Source organism: Streptomyces sp. Qhu_M48, assembly GCF_051305195.1.
Taxonomy (GTDB): Bacteria; Actinomycetota; Actinomycetes; order Streptomycetales; family Streptomycetaceae; genus Streptomyces.
In genome coordinates this window covers 5,138,777-5,156,226 of record NZ_CP195432.1, presented here as the reverse complement: position 1 = coordinate 5,156,226, position 17,450 = coordinate 5,138,777, and the positions used below count along the sequence as shown (strand labels likewise).

Genomic DNA, 17,450 nt, shown 5'->3' with positions numbered 1-17,450 from the left:
CTGGTGGCGAAATGTAGTTGTGATTTCAACTACTGTGATGATCATAGCCTCACGAACCGGCGCGCGCACGGGGCCCGGCGTCCGCGCCGACGCGCTCCGCCGTCAGCCGCTGGAAACGGTAGCGAGCATGAGCGGCCGCGGCGGCGCGTGGGTCGCCCTTCGGCGGAGCCAGCGTGTGGGCCGCGTCGACCAGCAGCTCGCGCGTCCTCGGACGCTCCATGCGTGACGGGGAGGGGGTGCCCCCGGACCCGCCGTCCCCCGGACGCCCCACGGGCGGCGGGCGTCGCGGACAGGGACACGTACCACCCCGTCGCGGTCGGTCCCCCGTGTCGCCACGCGGTGCGGTGGCCGCCGGTCCCGCCCCAGGATGCCGCCCGGCCACCACAGGGGGACGGCCGGCCACCTCGGCGGCGCGCAGGAGCCGCCCGGTGCCGACACCCGTGCGCTATCCCCCTTGGTGGTGCTTTCAGGCGGTGTGGGTGGGGGAGTGGCCGTGTCCGTCGGCGCGGCGGGCCGTTGTGAGGGTGTGACCTCTACACGACGCATCTCCTCGGTCCTCGCCGTCGCCGCCGCCTTCACGTGCCTCGGCGCGTCGGCGCAGGCCGTCGCCGCCACCAGCCCGATCGGCCCGCCGATCAACCCGATCAACCCGATCAGCGAACTCGACGCCCTCACCACCACGGGGATTCCCGAGGAGTCCCGCGCGCAGTTCCCCGGCATCGCCGGTCAGCTGGGCGGACTCAACCGGCTGAACGACCTCCACCAGATCCACCAGCTCACCGACCTCGCCGCCCCGGCCACCGGGCTGCTCCCCGAGATCTCCTGACCGGTCGCGAGTCCTTCCCGCCGGGCTTTCGGGCGGACCCGGCCGGCACCGTGCGCGCGGCGCGGTGCCGGCTTTCTCATGCGCGGCGCAGGTCCCGCGCGCGGTTGTCCTGCGTACGGTGGTCCCGGGCGCGGCGGTCCGGCGCGGGACGGTCCGCCGTGCGGTGGTCCCGGGCGCCGTCCGGGGCGCGGCGGTCCGGGGTCACCAGCCGAAGCGGCGGTCGACGAGGGCGGCGAACTCCTCGAACGACAGGACGCGGTCGCCGTTCTGGTCGGCCGCGTCGAACAGGGCCGAGGCGTCGTCGGCGGTCCCCACGCCCCAGAACGGGATCACTCCCCGCGCGGCCAGGGTCGGGCCCTCGGCCCGCAGGGCGTTGATGACCTCGACGCGCGTCAGGGTGCCGTCGTGGTCGAGGTCGAGGGCGTCGAAGAGAGTGCGGGCCTTGTCGCTCATAGATGTGTCCTGTCCCCTGTGGCCGTGGCGGCCGGTGTGTCCCTGTGAGGGAGGACGCCTGGTTCGCTCCGCAGGTTGCCTCAAGCCTGTCACCGGGCCGGGCCGGGTCGTGCGGGGCGGAACGGAGTCGGTGGGAGGTTTTCCACAGGTCTTCCCGGTGCGGCCGGGGTGTCGGCGGGGGCCGATAGGGTGGGTGAATGGTCCTTTCCGACGGTTCCGCCGTGATCTCCGAAGCCACGAGCTCCGAGGCTGCGCAGGTGCTCCACCGCGTCTTCGGCTACAGCTCCTTCCGAGGCGAGCAGCAGGAGATCATCGAGCAGGTCGTCGACGGCGGCGACGCCCTCGTCCTGATGCCGACCGGCGGCGGAAAGTCCCTGTGCTACCAGATCCCGGCCCTGGTCAGAGACGGCACGGGCGTCGTGATCTCACCGCTCATCGCCCTGATGCAGGACCAGGTGGACGCGCTCAGGGCCCTCGGGGTGCGGGCCGGCTTCCTCAACTCGACGCAGGACCCGTACGAGCGGCAGGCCGTCGAGCAGGCCTTCCTCGCCGACGAGCTCGACCTGCTCTACCTGGCCCCCGAGCGCCTGCGGACCGAGGGCACCCAGCGGCTCCTCGACCGGGGCACGGTGTCGCTCTTCGCGATCGACGAGGCCCACTGCGTCGCCCAGTGGGGCCACGACTTCCGGCCCGACTACCTCGCTCTCTCGATGCTCCACGAGCGCTGGCCGAAGGTGCCCCGGATCGCGCTGACCGCGACGGCCACCGAGGCCACCCACAAGGAGATCGCCGCGCGGCTCGGCCTGGAGGACGCCCGGCACTTCGTCGCCGGCTTCGACCGGCCGAACATCCAGTACCGCATCGTCCCGAAGAACAGCCCGCACAAGCAGCTCCTCGAACTGATCAGGACCGAGCACGAGGGGGACGCGGGGGTCGTCTACTGCCTCTCCCGCGCCTCGGTGGAGAAGACCGCGGCCCTCCTCGTGGAGAACGGCGTCGACGCCGTGCCGTACCACGCGGGCATGGACGCCCGGACGCGCGCGGCGAACCAGTCCCGCTTCCTGCGGGAGGACGGCGTCGTCGTGGTGGCGACCATCGCCTTCGGCATGGGCATCGACAAGCCGGACGTCCGCTTCGTGGCCCACCTCGACCTGCCGAAGTCGGTCGAGGGCTACTACCAGGAGACCGGCCGCGCGGGCCGCGACGGGGAACCGGCCACGGCCTGGCTGGCGTACGGCCTGCAGGACGTGGTCCAGCAGCGCAAGATGATCGACGGCTCCGAGGGCGACGAGCAGCACCGGCGCGCCCTCGCCATGCACCTGGAGGCCATGCTCGCGCTCTGCGAGACGGTCGACTGCCGCCGGGTGCGCCTCCTCGCGTACTTCGGTCAGTCCGGCCTTCCGTGCGGCAACTGCGACACCTGCCTGACCCCGGCCGAGTCCTGGGACGGGACGGTCGCCGCGCAGAAGCTCCTGTCCACCGTGTGGCGGCTGGCCAAGGAGCGGCGCCAGAAGTTCGGCGCCGGCCAGATCATCGACATCCTGCAGGGCAAGAAGACGGCGAAGGTCATCCAGTTCGACCACGACGGGCTCTCCGTGTTCGGCGTCGGTGCGGAGCTGGGGACGGCGGAGTGGCGCGGGGTCGTGCGTCAGCTCCTCGCGCTGGGGCTCCTCGCGGTGGAGGGCGACTACGGGACCCTCGTGCTCACGGAGGAGAGCGGCGAGGTGCTCGGCGGACGCCGCACCGTCACCCTCCGGAAGGAGAAGGCGCCGGCCGCCGCCTCCCGCAAGGAGTCCGGGGCGCGCTCCGGGAAGGGCGCCCGTGTGCCGGTCGATCTGCCGGCGGCGGCCGTGCCGGTCTTCGAGGCGCTGCGCGCCTGGCGGGCGGCGACCGCCCGCGAGCAAGGCGTACCGGCGTACGTCGTCTTCCACGACGCCACGCTGCGGGAGATCGCGACGCGGCTCCCGGGCACGGTCGAGGAGCTCGGCACCATCGGTGGCGTCGGAGAGGCCAAGCTCACCAAGTACGCCGAGGGCGTCCTCGAAGCGCTGGCGGAGTCCGGCGCGGCGGGTGACAGCGCGGCCCCCGCTCCGGACGCCGGTCCGGGTCCCGCTTCGGACGCCGGTCCCGCTTCGGACGCCGGTCCCGCTTCGGCCTCGCGCTCCGGCTCCGCCTCGCGCTCCGGCTCCGCCTCGCGCTCCGGCTCCGGTCGTGCGGCGGCCCCCGCCCGCGCCGCCGCGCCGGTCTCCGTACCGGAGCACGCCGCGCCGTACGACGAGGAGCCGCCCTACGACCTGGACGAGATGGAGGAGCCGCCGCCCTTCGACGACTGGCGGTAGTCCGGACTTCCGGTGTCGGGACGGGTCACGCGGGCTGCGGCGTGAGGCGGCGCAGGCCCCTGCGGTCGTAGTAGTGGGTCATGGCGAAGCCGAACGCCACGGCGGCGGCCATGCCGACCGCGATCATGATCCAGCCGCGGGCCAGGCCGGCGTCGGCGCGGGCGTCGAAGTACAGGATGGACCGCACCCCGGCGCTGAGCTGGTGCATCGGCTCGAAGACGCCCAGGAAGCGGTAGAAGCCGGGGGTGGCCTCCAGGGGGACGGTCGCGCCGGAGGAGGGGAGGGCGAGGGCGATGAAGACGAACATCGACACGAGCTGGCCGATGCCGCCGAAGGCCGCGTTGATGGCCTGGACGCCCAGACCGACGGCGACGGTCGCGCAGTAGGAGAAGAGCCACAGCATCGGCAGGTGCGAGGCGTCCATGCCGAGGACGGTGATCGTGGCCAGCATGACGAGGCTGGTGGTGAGGAGCGAGATGCCCGCCGTCATGAGCATTTTCAGGAGAAGCGTCTGGGTACGGCTGATGGGCACCGCCGGGTGGCGGGAGTGCCAGGGGCCGATCTCGCTGTCGGCGTAGCCGAGCGCGGTGTCGACGCCGCTGTTGACGAGGTTGCCGCCGATGAAGCCGCCGAGGACGAGCAGCAGGGTGTAGTAGAAGGCGGTCAGGCCCAGGCCGCTGTGCCGGCCGATCGGGTGGCCGACCCGGGTGGTGACGGCCACCGGGTCGGTGAGGAGCAGCCGGGTCGTCGGGACGGCGGTGGAGGCCGCGAGCTGCTTGCCGATCGTGAGCGAGGCCCGGTGGGCCGCGCTCTGGTTGATCTGCGCGGTCAGGGAGGAACCGAGGCTGCCGACGCCGGGATTGGTGAGCACGGTGAGCGTCGGCCGTTCCGTGGCCCGGTTCGTGGTCAGGGCCGCGACGGACGCGGTGAAGTCCGCCGGGACGACCAGGGCGCCGAAGACCTTGCCCGACGCCAGGGCGTCCTGGGCCGCCGCGCGGTCGAGCCGCCGCCAGTCGACGTCGGTCCTCGACGAGCCGTCGGAGACGATCGCGTCGGTGATCTGCTTCCCGAGGTTCTCCCGCTGCCCGGGCAGCGGGGCGCCCCGGTCCTCGTCGACCAGGGCGACGGGCAGCCTGTGCAGGTTGTCGGTCGGGTTGAGGATGCCGCCCATGTAGAGGAGCGAGAGTCCCACGGCGACCAGGGCGCTCAGCACGGCCGGTACGAGCCACAGCTTGGGGTTCCGGACGAGGGCCCCGGCGCGGAGCTGGGGGCCGGGGGTGTTCGGGGGGATCGCGGACGTCATGGTGTCATCGTCGGCGCGAGCGCCGCCGTGGCGGGGATTGCGACCCGTAAGGGGAGGGGGCGTGTCGGCCCGGGGGAGGGGGGTGCGCCGTCCGTTCCGCCGGGCCCCGGTGCGCGATTCCGCGGGGTCGGGCTGCCCGCACCGCCGGCCCCCGGCACGTGCTTTCGTGGGGTCGGACTCCGGATTCCTTGGGGCCGGCCCGCCGCTTCTGTGGGGTCGGACTCCGGATTCCTCGGGGTCGGGCCGCTGCTTCCGTGGGGTCCGACTCCGGTTGCGGAGCCATGTCCGTCACGTTTGAGTGGGAATGCCCCCTCATGCGTCTCTGGAGCTGACATGTCGATGGCGTTCGGTTCACCGTTCGGTTCGTCCGATCCGTTCAGTGACATGCTGAATCGATTCTTCGGAATGTCGCCGGCGTCGTCGCCCCCAGCGGTGCAGCGCGTCCCCATCGGGCGCCTGCTGACCGAGTCCTCGCACGAACTCCTCAACCTGGCGGCCCGCAAGGCGGTCGAGGACGGCACCCCCGACCTCGACACGGAACACCTCCTGTGGGCGGCGACCCAGGTCGACCCCTCGCGCCGTCTGCTGTCCCAGGTCGGGGTGGACCCCGAGGCGCTCGCGGCCCAGCTCGACGAGGTGCTGCCCCGGGAGGCCGGCGAGCCCTCCTCGGAGCCCGGGCTCACCCCCGCCGCCAAGCGCACCCTGGCCGCCGCCTACGGCCGCTCGCAGCAGGCGGGTGTCTCGTACATCGGCCCCGAGCACATCCTCGCGGCGCTCCTCGACGACGCCGACTCGGGCGCCACCCGGCTCATGCGCGCCGACGACATGGACGTCAGGAAGCTGCGCGGCCTCACGGACCAGGCGGCACGCTCCGACGGGGACGCTCCGGCCGCCGGGAAGCAACAGAAGCAGCCGGCCACCACCCTGGACGAGTTCGGGCGGGACCTGACGGACGAGGCGAAGGCCGGCAGGCTCGACCCGGTGGTCGGCCGCGCGGACGAGATCGAGCAGACCATCGAGATCCTCTCCCGGCGCTCCAAGAACAACCCCGTGCTCATCGGCGAACCCGGCGTCGGCAAGACCGCCATCGTCGAGGGCCTCGCCCAGCGCATCGTCGCCGGGGAGGTGCCCGACACCCTGAAGGACAAGCGGGTCGTCTCCCTCGACCTGTCGGGCATGGTGGCCGGCGCGCAGTACCGGGGCCAGTTCGAGGAACGCCTCAAGAAGGTCATCGAGGACGTCCAGCAGGCCGGTGGCGAGATCATCCTGTTCATCGACGAACTCCACACGGTCGTCGGCGCGGGCGCGACGGGCGAGGGCTCCATGGACGCGGGCAACATGCTCAAGCCCGCCCTCGCGCGCGGCGAGCTGCACGTCGTGGGAGCCACGACGATCGACGAGTACCGCAAGCACATCGAGAAGGACGCCGCCCTCGAACGCCGCTTCCAGCCCGTCCTCATCCCGGAGCCCACGGTCGAGGAGACCGTGCAGATCCTCGAAGGACTCCGCGACGCCTACGAGGCCCACCACCAGGTCCGGTTCGCCGACGGCGCCCTCACGGCGGCCGCCGTGCTCTCCGACCGGTACATCAGCGACCGTTTCCTTCCCGACAAGGCCATCGACCTGATGGACCAGGCGGGCGCGCGCGTACGGCTGCGCAGCGCCAACCGCTCCACCGAGGTCGTCAGCCGCGAGGACAGCCTCGCCAAGCTGCGCCGCGAGAAGGACCAGGCCGTCTCCGCCGAGCAGTTCGAGAAGGCCTCGGACCTCAAGCGGCAGATCGCCGAGGCGGAGGGCGAACTCGCCGGCATCGAGGAGCGTCGCGAGGGCGTCGTCTCCGTCACCGCCTCCGACATCGCCGACATCGTCTCGCGCCGCACCGGCATCCCGGTCTCCCAGCTCACCGCCAGCGAGAAGGAGAAGCTCCTCAGACTGGAGGAGGAGATGCACGCCCGGATCGTCGGCCAGGACGAGGCCGTCACGGCGGTCTCCGAGGCCGTGCGCCGCAGCCGCGCCGGCATGGGCGACCCGAACCGGCCCGTCGGCTCGTTCCTCTTCCTGGGGCCCACGGGCGTGGGCAAGACCGAACTCGCCAAGACCCTCGCCGACCTGCTGTTCGGCGACGAGGACCGGATGATCCGGTTCGACATGAGCGAGTTCCAGGAGAAGCACACGGTCGCCCGGCTCGTCGGCGCGCCTCCCGGGTACGTCGGGTACGAGGAGGCCGGTCAGCTCACCGAGAAGGTCCGGCGCAACCCGTACAGCGTGGTGCTGTTCGACGAGGTGGAGAAGGCGCACCCCGACGTCTTCAACACCCTGCTCCAGATCCTCGACGACGGGCGGCTCACCGACGGACAGGGCCGCACGGTCGACTTCCGGCACTGCGTCATCATCATGACGTCCAACATCGGCGCCCATCGCATCCTCGCCCACCAGGGCGACGCGGCGGAGCTCAAGGAAGAGCTGATGGAGGATCTGCGCGGCCGCTTCCTGCCCGAGTTCCTCAACCGCATCGACGACATCATCGTCTTCCACAGCCTCACCGAGGCGGACCTGTCGGAGATCGTCGACCACCTCCTGGACCGCAGCAAGCACCGGGTGCACGCGCAGGGCCTGACCCTGGAGGTCACGGACGCGGCGAAGAAGCTGCTCGTGGCCCACGGCTACCAGCCGGAGTTCGGTGCCCGCCCGCTGCGCCGCACGATCCAGACCGAACTCGACAACCGCGTCGCCTCCCTGCTGCTCGGCGGAGAGGCCGACCCCGGGGACACGATCGTCGCCGACGTGATCGACGACTCCCTGCACTGCACGATCCGCAAGGGCGACGGCGGCGGGACCCCCGCGGCGCCCGCCGCCCCCGAAGGCGAGGAGTGACCGATGGCCCATCACCACCACAAGTCGAACGAAGAGGTCGAGGGCGACCCCGACACCGGCCACGGCCGTGGGATGCCCCGCCGCCCGGACGAGGAGGAGGTCGAGGAGCGCCTGGAGGAGGACCGCGAGGACGTGGGCCTTCCCCCGGACGGGGAGAGGCAGGCGGACTAGCCCGGGTCCTCGGAACAGGACGGTCCGGCCGGTCCCGGCCGGCCCGTTCCTCGGGCAGCCGCTCCAGGGCGGCGGCCACATCGGTCCGGCCCGGGATCCCACGGAGAGCGCGGGTACCGTCCGGAAGGTGTCAGGCCACGGGCACCGGGACCGGCTCCGTCCGGAGAGGTCAGGCCACCGGCACCGGGAGCAGCCGCTCGTCACCCGAGTACACGTTCATCGAGGAACCGCGCAGGAAACCGACCAGGGTCAGACCGCTCTCCGCGGCGAGGTCGACCGCGAGCGAGGACGGCGCCGAGACGGCCGCGAGCAGCGGGATGCCGGCCATCACCGCCTTCTGCACCAGCTCGAACGAGGCCCGCCCGCTCACCATCAGGACCGAACCGCGCAGCGGCAGGAGCCCCTCCCGCAGGGCGTGGCCGACGACCTTGTCGACGGCGTTGTGCCGCCCGACGTCCTCCCGGAGGCACACCAGCTCGCCGTCGGCCGTGAAGAGCCCCGCCGCGTGCAGACCGCCGGTGCTGTCGAACACCTTCTGGGCCGCGCGCAGCCGGTCGGGGAGGGCGGCCAGCGCGTCCGTCCCGATCCGCAGCGGGTCCTCGGCGACCGACCAGGCGGCCGTGGTGCGCACCGCGTCCAGGCTGGCCTTGCCGCACAGGCCGCACGAGGACGTCGTGTAGAAGTTCCGCTCGAGGGACGCGTCCGGGGCCGCCACCCCGGGTGCCAGACCGACGTCCACCACGTTGTACGTGTTGCCGCCGTCGGCGGTGGCGCCCGCGCAGTAGCGGATGCCGGCCACGTCCTCGGCCCGGTGGACCACGCCCTCGCTCACCAGGAAGCCGACCGCGAGGTCGAAGTCGTCCCCCGGCGTGCGCATGGTCACCGTCAGCGGGCGCCCGCCGACCCGGATCTCCATCGGTTCCTCGGCGGCCAGGGTGTCCGGGCGGTAGGAGGAGTCACCCTCCCGCACGCGCAGGACGCGCCGCCGTACGGTCACTCGTCCCATGGTTCGCTCCTCTCCTCGGAGCGCCGCTCCGACGGTGTGGTGGTGGTCGTGCCTCTCCGGGCGGCCGTGTACGACTCTGTCACGGGGGCCGTGTGAGGCGGAGTCACGGGTGCGTTCGAGGCGGACCACGGGTCCACGTACCTGCTCCCGGAGCGGCCTCCCGGTCGCGGTCACCGCGACCGGGAGGCCCGGACGGCCCGACCGCCGTGACCGCACGCTGTACGGGAAGGGCCGGGCGCGCGGTCAGGCGGCGGCCGGCTCGATGGTCACCTTGACGTGCTTCATGATCGGCTGGTCGCTCTGGGTGCTGTAGTCGACGAGCGCGCACAGCACGTTCATCTCGGGCATGTACCCGGCCGCGCAGCCGCGGGGGATGTCGTACGGGATCGCGAGGTAGCCGTTCAGGTGCCTCTCGCTCCCGTCCTTCGCGGTCGACGTGATGTCGACCGGTGCCATGTCGGCGATCCCGCGCTCCCGCATGTCGGCCCGGTTCATGAAGACCAGGGTGCGCAGGTTCTTGACGCCCCGGTAGCGGTCGTTGTCCGAGTAGATCGTGGTGTTCCACTGGTCGTGGGAGCGCATGGTGCCCAGGGCCAGGGTGCCGGGCTCGGGCACGACGTCGGGCAGCGGGGCGCTGGAGAACTCGGCGCGCCCGGACGGGGTGAGGAAGACCAGCTCGCGGGCCGGCTGCTTGATGCGGAAGCCGAGCGGCAGGCGCACCCGCCGGTTGAAGTCCTCGAAGCCGTCGAGGGCCTTGGCCATGGTGTCCCGGATGCGGTCGTAGTCCTCGATGTACCACTCCCAGGGCGTGGCGCTGTCGGGGAGCGCGGCACGCGCCATGCCGGCCACGATGGCCGGCTCGGACAGGAGCTGCGTCGACGCCGGGCGCTTCATACCGATCGACAGGTGCACCATGCTCATCGAGTCCTCGACGGAGGTGCTCTGGATCCCCTTGCGCTGGTGGTCCTTCTCGGTGCGGCCGAGGCACGGCAGGATGAGGGCCCGAGCGCCGTGGACGATGTGGCTGCGGTTGAGCTTGGTGCTCACCTGGACGGTGAGGTCGCAGGTGCGCAGCGCCGCGTAGGTGAGCGGGGTGTCGGGGGCCGCGAGGGCGAAGTTGCCCCCCATGCCGACGAACACCTTGATCTCGCCCCGCACCATCGCCTCGATGGTGCGGACGGTGTCCAGGCCGTGCTCGCGCGGCGGCTCGATCTGGCAGACCTCGGCGAGCCGGTCGAGGAACGCGTCGCCCGGACGGTGGTCGATGCCGCAGGTGCGGTTGCCCTGGACGTTGCTGTGTCCGCGGACGGGGGAGGGGCCGGCGCCCTCACGGCCCAGGTTGCCGCGGAGCAGCAGCAGGTTGACGATCTCGCGGACGGTGTCGACCCCGTGCTCGTGCTGGGTGAGGCCCAGACACCAGCTGACGATGGAGCGGTCGGCCTCGCCGTACACCTGGGCGGCCTTGAGGACGTCGGCGCGGCTCAGCCCGGACTGCCGCTCGATCTCCTCCCACGGGGTGGCCTCGCACACCGCGCGGTACGCGTCGAATCCGGCCGTGTGCCGGTCGACGAACTCCCGGTCGAGCGCCTTGGGGTCGGTCGTGGACCGCTCCAGGATCGCCTTGGCCATGCCGCGGACCAGCGCCATGTCGCCGCCGATGCGGGGCTGGAGGTTCAGCGTGCTGGTCTTCGTCGCCTTGAAGAGGGCCATGTCCGTGAAGTCGTGCGGGACGATGGTGCGGGTGGCGGCTGCCTCGACGAGCGGGTTGACGTGCACGATCTGGGCGCCGCGGTGGTGGGCCTCGGCGAGGGCGGTCAGCATCCGGGGCGCGTTGGAGGCGGCGTTCACCCCGAAGATGAACAGCGCGTCGGCGGTCTCCCAGTCCTGGAGGTCGACGGTGCCCTTGCCCGTCCCCAGGGAGGCCTGGAGGGCGCGGCCGCTGGCCTCGTGGCACATGTTGGAGCAGTCGGGCAGGTTGTTGGTGCCCAGTTCGCGGGCCATCAGCTGGTAGAGGAAGGTGGCCTCGTTGCCGAGGCGTCCGGAGGTGTAGAACGACGCCTCGTTCGGGTCGTCGAGGCCGCGCAGGGCCCGGCCGACCACCTCGAACGCGTCCTTCCACGTGACGGGCACGTAGTGGTCGGAGTCCGGGTCGTAGACCATCGGCTCGGTCAGCCGGCCCTCGTTCTCGAGGTCGTAGTCGCTCCACCCGGCCAGCTCGGACACCGAGTGCGCCGCGAAGAACTCGCGGCCGACCCGCTTGCGGGTCATCTCCCAGGTGACGTGCTTGATCCCGTTCTCGCAGATGTCCAGGTGCAGCCCCTTGGTGTCGTCGGGCCACGCGCAGCCGGGACAGTCGAAACCGGTGTTCTCGTGGTTCATCCGCATGATCGCGCGCGGGCCGTCCACCAGGGCCCTCTCGCGTACGAGGAAGCCGGTGACGCCCTTGGCCGCGCCCCAGCCGGCGGCGGGGTGGTGATAGGGGTGGAACTCGGGATCGCCCTCAGGGGTGGGGCCCACCCTGGGCTCCAGGGGTTCCGGCGCGTCCTGGGGGGTCGGGGCTTCCTGGTCGGTGCTCAAGGCGTTCACCCTCTCCCCACGCGGAAGCATGGGACGTGACGGAACGAAAAGGCCCCTTCGGGCAGGCTATGCCCGCCTCACCACCCGTGCCATTCGGTCGGGGCGGGGGTGCGTGACCTGTGCCGTCCGGTCTCGGCGGGGGCGCGCGCCGGGCTGCGTACCGGATCACGCGCGCCTACGCTGACGCTGTCCTTTTCTGCCGTTCTCGGTGTGTACGGGGGAGCCCCATGGTCGTCGTCCAGCCCGTCGTCGCCCCACCCTCGCGGGCGGCCGTGTCCCTGGTGGCCACCGTCAACCCCGGTGGTGAGGCCGAGGTGCGGGAGGTGCTCAAGGACGTGACGGGCCTGACCCGTTCGGTGTCCTTCCGTTCCCCCGACTCCGGCCTGACCTGTGTCGCCGGGATCGGTTCCGAGGGCTGGGACCGGCTCTTCGGCGGCCCCCGCCCCCGCGAACTCCACCCCTTCCCCGCCCTGCGGGGGCCCCGCCACCGCGCCCCGGCCACCCCCGGTGACCTGCTCTTCCATCTGCGCGCCACGCGCATGGACCTCTGCTTCGAGCTGGCCCGGCAGGTCGTGGAGAGGCTGGGCGCCTCGGTGACCGTCGTCGACGAGGTGCACGGCTTCTCGTTCTTCGACGAGCGCGACCTCCTCGGCTTCGTCGACGGCAGCGAGAACCCCGGCGGCCAGGTGGCGCTCGACGCGGTCCACATCGGCGACGAGGACCCCGACTTCCGGGGCGGCAGCTACGTCATGGTGCAGAAGTACCTCCACGACATGCCGGCCTGGGACGGCCTCACCGTCGAGCAGCAGGAACACGTCATCGGACGCGCCAAGGCGTCCAACGTGGAGATGCCCGACGACGTGAAGCCGGCGGACTCGCACGTCGCCCTGAACACGATCGTCGACGAGGACGGCACCGAGCGGCAGATCTTCCGCGCGAACATGCCGTTCGGGCAGATCGGCGACGCGGAGTTCGGCACGTACTTCATCGGGTACGCGCGGACCCCCGACGTCACCGAACGGATGCTCCGCAACATGTTCCTGGGCGACCCGCCGGGCATCACGGACCGCATTCTCGACTTCTCCAGGGCCGTCACCGGCGGCCTCTTCTTCGTGCCGAGCGCCGACCTCCTCGACGACCCGCCCGCCGCGCCGCCGGCCACCGCCCGCCGGGGGGAGTCCCTCGGCATCGGCGGCCTGAAAGGAGCCTGAGCCCCATGACGAACCCCGATGACACGAGCACCCCGCACCGCGGAGGCGGCACGGACAACCTGCACCGCGAACTCGCCCCGATCACCCCCGCGGCCTGGGCCGAGATCGAGGAGGAGGCCCGCCGCACCTTCCGGCGCAACGTGGCGGGCCGACGCGTCGTCGACGTCCCCGACCCGGCGGGGCCGGAACTCGCCGCCGTCGGTACGGGACACCTCAGCGCCATGCACGCCCCCGCCCCCGGGGTCACCGCCCGGCTCCGCGACGCGCGGCCCCTCTTCGAGCTCAGGGTGCCGTTCACCGTCGACCGGGCAGCCGTGGACGACGTCGAGCGCGGCGCGAAGGACTCCGACTGGCAACCCGTCAAGGACGCGGCGCGCGCCATGGCGTTCGCCGAGGACCGCACGATCTTCGACGGCTACGAGGCGGCGGGCGTCGACGGTCTGCGCGCCCGGTCCTCCAACCCCGTCGTCCAGCTGCCCGCCGAGGCGCGCGACTACCCCGACGCCGTCAGCCGTGCGCTCACCGCGCTGCGCCTCGCCGGTGTCGACGGACCGTACGCGCTGCTGCTCGGCCCCGACGAGTACCGGGCGGTCAGCGAGACCTCCGACCACGGCTACCCGATCGCGGCGCACCTGGGCCGCATGCTCGACGGCTCCCCGATCTGGGCGCCGGCCCTCCGGGGCGGCTTCGTCCTCTCCACGCGCGGCGGCGACTTCGAACTCGTCCTCGGCCAGGACCTGGCGATCGGCTACACAGGGCACGACGCGAACAGCGTCCAGCTGTACTTCCAGGAGACGCTGACCTTCCGGGCGTACACCGACGAGGCGGTCGTCGTCCTGGAGGCCTGACCCCCGGCCCGGGCCCCCTGGAGTGCCCGGCCCGGACTCCCTGGAGCGCCCGCCCGGCCTCCTGGGGCGCCGGTCCCCACCCGCGGAGCGCCCGCCGACTCCGGAGCCCCTGGAGCGCCAGCCCCCCACCCGCGCAGCGCCCGCCGACCCCGGACCCCTGGAGTGCCCGCCGTGAACCGTCCGCCGCTGCTCGCCGCCGTACCCCGTCTCGCCGCCTCGGCGGTCGTGGGGGCGGCGGCCGGCGCCCTGGTCGCCGCTCTCACCCACGTGCCCCTGGGGGTCCTCTCCGGGATCGCCGTGGCGGAGACGCTGTTCGTCGTCGCCGGGTGGATCGTCCTGTGGCCGATGGACGCCGCCACCACCCACCGCAACGCACGCCGCGAGGAGTTCCGCCCCGTCGTGGAGGAGCTGGTCGTCGTCGCGACCGCGGTGAGCGGCCTCGTCGGCATCGTGGTGCTGCTCCTGGTCGGCAGGTCGGACCTGAGCCACGCCGCCGCCGCGACGGCGCTCGGCGGGGTCTTCATGTCCTGGGCGGCCCTGCACATGATGTACGCCACCCGGTACGCGTACATCTTCTACCGGGAACCGAGCGGCGGGATCGACTTCAACTCGCAGGCGCCGCCCAGGTACAGCGACTTCCTCTACTTCAGCTACAACCTCGGCATGACCTACCAGGTCTCCGACACCAACGTCTCCAGCACGACGATCCGCTCGGTCGCCCTCCGTCACTGCCTGCTGTCGTACGTCTTCGGCGCCAGCATCCTCGCCACCACCATCAACCTCGTCACCGGGATCGTCACGGGCTGAGGGGCCGGGGCGGCGCGACGGCCGGCGGCGGGCTAGTCGCCGAGGGACAGTACGACCGCGGTCGTCCGTCCTTCGGGAGTCACATACGTGACGGTGTCGCCCACGTGGTGGCCGAGCAGCGCGCTGCCGAGCGGGCTGTCGGCGGTGACCATGGTCCGGTCGAGCACCGCCGCGACCTCGCCGATCTGGACGGTCGTCTCGGTGCCGTCCTCGAACCGCACCTTCACCGTGCTGCCCACGCCGACCGCGTCGGTGGGGGGAGCGCCGGCGGCGTCCGCCTCGCGCAGCCGCCCGTCGATCTCGTCGATACGGCGGTCCAGCCGGGTGAGTTCCGTGGCGCGCTCCAGCTCGTCGGCCTGGTCGGCCCGGTCGCCGGTCTGGTCGCCGCCGCCGCCGCGCAGGGTGACGGCGACGGCTTCGCGTTCGGTGCGCAGGTCGTCGAGCTCCCGCTCCAGTGCCTTGCGGGCGACGGCGCTGATGGGCTCGGGTCCACCGGTCATTCCTGCTCCCGTGGTGCGGCGGCACGGTGACGTGTCGCAGGGCAAATGCGGCATTTCTGACATTATCAGCCCGGTGGTCGCCGTGAGGCCGGAGCGTGCCGGGAGAGCGGCGTGCCCGGACGCCGGCCGGTTCTCGCTCGGGCGCCCCCGGCGGGGTCTGTTACGTTGCGGGCTGCCCGGATCGCGTACGAGAGGGAGACCCGCACGATGGCCGTCGTCCACCGCACCACCCTGCAGCCCACCAAGCTCGAACTGCTCGCCGCGTGGCTCCCCACCCGGGCGTGGTACACCGGCGGCGAGCCGCGGCCCGTGAGGGTCGGCGGGTTCCGGCTCGACGACCCGGCGGGCGAGGTCGGCATCGAGTTCATGGTGGTCGCCGACGGCGAGGGCGACGAGGCCGCCGCCTACCTCGTCCCCATGACGTACCGCGCCGGCCCCCTGGAGGGCGCGGACGAGGCCCTCATCGGCACCTCCGAGCACGGCGTCCTCGGGAAGCGCTGGATCTACGACGGCACCCACGACCCGGTGCTCGTCGCGCGGTTGTACGCGCTCCACACCGGCCGCGCCGAGGCCCAGCACCAGTCCCTGACCGACACCCCCGACCCGACGGTCGCCGTCTCGCCCGCCGCCGGGGCGGGCGCGGCCGACGCGGAGCTCGTACGGGTCACGGAAGGCCCCGACCACTCCGACGTGGTGGTACGCACACCCGGCGCGCCCGCGCCCCTGACCCTGCGCGTCCGGCGCGTCCGGCGCGTGCTCCGCGCGGAGACGGACGCGGACGCGGCCCCGGACGCCGGGGGCCGCGTCACCGCCGAGTGGCGGCGTCCCGACGGGACCACCGCCCGAGGCGTGTACACCGCAGTCCTGACGGAGCGATAACCCGGTGGCGGGACCGTACCGTTCCGGACGATCATGCGACCCATGAGTGACGAAGTGGAGCGGTGGACCCGGGCGACCGTCTACCCCGACATGTGGGCCGACCCCGACGACGACCCCCGTAACAAGAACGGGTCCCCGCCGGACGGCGAGCGCCCGACGCTGGAGGAGTTCCTGAAGGACTACCGGCTGACCCTGAGGATGAAGTGCGACGGCCTGGACCCGGAGCAACTGGCCCGCCGCTCCGTGCCGCCGTCGACGATGTCGCTGCTCGGCCTCGTCCGGCACCTCGCCGAGGTGGAGCGGGACTGGCGCAACTGGCTCGGCGACGCCGACCCGCTGCCGAAGCTGTACGGCACGCGCGACGCGGACTTCGACGGAGCCGTCGCCGAACAGGACGTCGTCGACGCCGCGTTCGCCGACCTGGAGCGCGAACAGGCGGCGACCGACGCCGCCCTCGACGGGTTCCCGGACCTCGGCGCCCGGGTGGGGAGGGACGAGGTCGTGATCCGGGAGCTGCTGGTGCACCGGATCGACGAGTACGCCCGGCACTGCGGGCACGCGGACCTGTTGCGCGAGTGCGTCGACGGCCGAGTGGGCCAGTGACGGGAGCCGGGCGGGTCCCGGCGACGCCCGTCCGGCCGCCCGGCTGAAGGGTCCGGCGCGGTCAGGGGTGCAGCACGATGTCCCCGTACGACTCCAGGCGACGCCACCGTTCCTCGGGCGCCCGCGTCGCCGGCATCACGTCGACGTCCGGCAGCGGCCCGAGCTCCAGCTCCGTGATCTCCGCGACGTCCGCGACCGGCACCTGGTACGTGCGGAACGGACCGAGCGGCGGCGGTGCACCCGACGTCGCCCCCGCGAGCGCCCGCTCCGCGTCCCGGCCCAGGTCGGGACTCTGGTCGAGGACGAACGCGGCGGCGGTGAGCACCCCGTCCCGGAGGAACGCGGCCACCTTCCAGAAGCGCATCGGCACCTGGATCCCCCGGTAGGGCGGGTCGGAGTCCTGGAGCACCGGGCCGGTGAGGACCGCGAGCCGCAGGTCGTCCGCGGCGGCGTGGTCGAGCAGGTGGTGCTCCAGGCCCTGCCAGAGCTGCTTGCCCGCGTTGAAGCCGTCGCCCTGGGGAGCGGCGTTGGTGAAGCGGTGGGTGTCCCCGTTGGCGCGGACCGCCACGGCCGGGGCTCCCCAGACCGGGTCGAGCCGCCGGACGAGATGGCCGCGGTCGAGACTGTTGTTCCGGTAGACCTCCTCGCCCGCCTGCTGCTCCTCGGGCAGCCGGGGGTCGAACTCCCAGACACCGTCCCGGGGTACGTCCTCGTGGAGCTCCCGTCCCTCGACGCACACGGCCGTCGCCGCCGCCAGACGCCGGTCGGGACGGAAGACCACGGTGAAGTGCGTGTACGGCAGGATCACCGTACGGACCGATGCCCGGGCCGGGAGCGGCAGCGGGACGACCGGGCCGAGAAAGGCCTCGTCGTAGCCGGCGCGGTCGGCGAGCGTGTCCGCGCCCGGAGGGGGCGGGGGATCGGAAGGGTTCATACGAGGTAGGTACCGCGCGGACCGGCCTGCGCTCGGCACCCGGGCGCAGGCCACTCGATCAGCCGCTCTCCTCCGCCGCTCGGGCCGATCGCTCGGGCCGATCGCTCAGGCTGACCGCT

The 17,450-nt window shown here is 72.6% G+C and carries 16 protein-coding genes; 9 read left to right on the top strand and 7 right to left on the bottom strand.

Annotated features, from left to right (window positions below):
* Positions 1–49 precede the first annotated feature (49 nt).
* On the bottom strand, positions 50–220 hold the full coding sequence (locus tag ACRRSS_RS23335; RefSeq protein ID WP_435973077.1) for a hypothetical protein: 171 nt from the start codon (positions 218–220) through the stop codon (positions 50–52).
* A gap of 306 nt (positions 221–526) precedes the next feature.
* Here ACRRSS_RS23335 and ACRRSS_RS23330 point away from each other — a divergent pair, with 306 nt between their 5' ends.
* The gene (locus ACRRSS_RS23330; RefSeq protein ID WP_435973076.1) at positions 527–826 is read left to right on the top strand and encodes a hypothetical protein; all 300 of its coding nucleotides are present in this window, start codon (positions 527–529) and stop codon (positions 824–826) included.
* Between the two features lie 201 nt (positions 827–1,027).
* On the opposite strand, the gene ACRRSS_RS23325 is transcribed toward ACRRSS_RS23330, so the two are convergent.
* Positions 1,028–1,279, bottom strand: a complete 252-nt coding sequence (locus ACRRSS_RS23325) for an EF-hand domain-containing protein (RefSeq protein WP_435973075.1) — start codon at positions 1,277–1,279, stop codon at positions 1,028–1,030.
* 197 nt (positions 1,280–1,476) lie between these two features.
* On the opposite strand from ACRRSS_RS23325, the gene recQ reads away from it, so the two are divergent.
* Entirely contained in the window at positions 1,477–3,618 is a 2,142-nt protein-coding gene (gene recQ / locus ACRRSS_RS23320) for a DNA helicase RecQ (RefSeq protein WP_435973074.1), read from the top strand.
* Positions 3,619–3,643: 25 nt separating this feature from the next.
* Here recQ and ACRRSS_RS23315 read toward each other — a convergent pair whose 3' ends face one another.
* Positions 3,644–4,921, bottom strand: coding sequence for a YhgE/Pip domain-containing protein (locus ACRRSS_RS23315; protein ID WP_435973073.1), 1,278 nt, complete (start codon positions 4,919–4,921; stop codon positions 3,644–3,646).
* A 333-nt stretch (positions 4,922–5,254) separates the two neighbouring features.
* Here ACRRSS_RS23315 and ACRRSS_RS23310 point away from each other — a divergent pair, with 333 nt between their 5' ends.
* Positions 5,255–7,795 carry an ATP-dependent Clp protease ATP-binding subunit gene (locus ACRRSS_RS23310; RefSeq protein ID WP_435973072.1) on the top strand — a complete coding sequence of 847 codons (2,541 nt, stop codon included), beginning with the start codon at positions 5,255–5,257 and terminating at the stop codon, positions 7,793–7,795.
* A 3-nt stretch (positions 7,796–7,798) separates the two neighbouring features.
* A complete protein-coding gene (locus ACRRSS_RS23305; protein WP_435973071.1) occupies positions 7,799–7,966 on the top strand; it encodes a hypothetical protein in 168 nt (55 codons plus the stop codon).
* 169 nt (positions 7,967–8,135) lie between these two features.
* Here the strand turns inward: ACRRSS_RS23305 and fdhD are convergent, their stop codons facing one another.
* Both fdhD and ACRRSS_RS23295 read right to left on the bottom strand, forming a co-directional pair.
* Positions 8,136–8,972 carry a formate dehydrogenase accessory sulfurtransferase FdhD gene (gene fdhD / locus ACRRSS_RS23300; RefSeq protein WP_435973070.1) on the bottom strand — a complete coding sequence of 279 codons (837 nt, stop codon included), beginning with the start codon at positions 8,970–8,972 and terminating at the stop codon, positions 8,136–8,138.
* 243 nt (positions 8,973–9,215) lie between these two features.
* On the bottom strand, positions 9,216–11,549 hold the full coding sequence (locus tag ACRRSS_RS23295) for an FdhF/YdeP family oxidoreductase (RefSeq protein WP_435973069.1): 2,334 nt from the start codon (positions 11,547–11,549) through the stop codon (positions 9,216–9,218).
* Between the two features lie 227 nt (positions 11,550–11,776).
* Between ACRRSS_RS23295 and ACRRSS_RS23290 the strand changes: the two genes are divergently transcribed.
* The 3 genes from ACRRSS_RS23290 to ACRRSS_RS23280 all read left to right on the top strand — a co-directional run bounded on the left by ACRRSS_RS23290 (position 11,777) and on the right by ACRRSS_RS23280 (position 14,415).
* On the top strand, positions 11,777–12,760 hold the full coding sequence (locus ACRRSS_RS23290) for a Dyp-type peroxidase (protein ID WP_435973068.1): 984 nt from the start codon (positions 11,777–11,779) through the stop codon (positions 12,758–12,760).
* A 5-nt stretch (positions 12,761–12,765) separates the two neighbouring features.
* A complete protein-coding gene (locus tag ACRRSS_RS23285) occupies positions 12,766–13,608 on the top strand; it encodes a family 1 encapsulin nanocompartment shell protein (protein WP_435973067.1) in 843 nt (280 codons plus the stop codon).
* Between the two features lie 171 nt (positions 13,609–13,779).
* Positions 13,780–14,415 (top strand): DUF1345 domain-containing protein, encoded by a 636-nt coding sequence (locus ACRRSS_RS23280; protein WP_435973066.1) that lies wholly within the window; start codon positions 13,780–13,782, stop codon positions 14,413–14,415.
* A 32-nt stretch (positions 14,416–14,447) separates the two neighbouring features.
* Here the strand turns inward: ACRRSS_RS23280 and ACRRSS_RS23275 are convergent, their stop codons facing one another.
* The gene (locus tag ACRRSS_RS23275; RefSeq protein WP_435973065.1) at positions 14,448–14,915 is read right to left on the bottom strand and encodes a GreA/GreB family elongation factor; all 468 of its coding nucleotides are present in this window, start codon (positions 14,913–14,915) and stop codon (positions 14,448–14,450) included.
* A gap of 207 nt (positions 14,916–15,122) precedes the next feature.
* Here ACRRSS_RS23275 and ACRRSS_RS23270 point away from each other — a divergent pair, with 207 nt between their 5' ends.
* Both ACRRSS_RS23270 and ACRRSS_RS23265 read left to right on the top strand, forming a co-directional pair.
* On the top strand, positions 15,123–15,794 hold the full coding sequence (locus ACRRSS_RS23270; protein ID WP_435973064.1) for a maltokinase N-terminal cap-like domain-containing protein: 672 nt from the start codon (positions 15,123–15,125) through the stop codon (positions 15,792–15,794).
* Positions 15,795–15,836: 42 nt separating this feature from the next.
* Positions 15,837–16,397: a DinB family protein gene (locus ACRRSS_RS23265; RefSeq protein WP_435973063.1), complete on the top strand. Its 561-nt coding sequence runs from the start codon at positions 15,837–15,839 to the stop codon at positions 16,395–16,397.
* 61 nt (positions 16,398–16,458) lie between these two features.
* Here ACRRSS_RS23265 and ACRRSS_RS23260 read toward each other — a convergent pair whose 3' ends face one another.
* The gene (locus tag ACRRSS_RS23260) at positions 16,459–17,331 is read right to left on the bottom strand and encodes a DNA/RNA non-specific endonuclease (RefSeq protein ID WP_435973062.1); all 873 of its coding nucleotides are present in this window, start codon (positions 17,329–17,331) and stop codon (positions 16,459–16,461) included.
* Between the last annotated feature and the right edge of the window lie 119 nt (positions 17,332–17,450).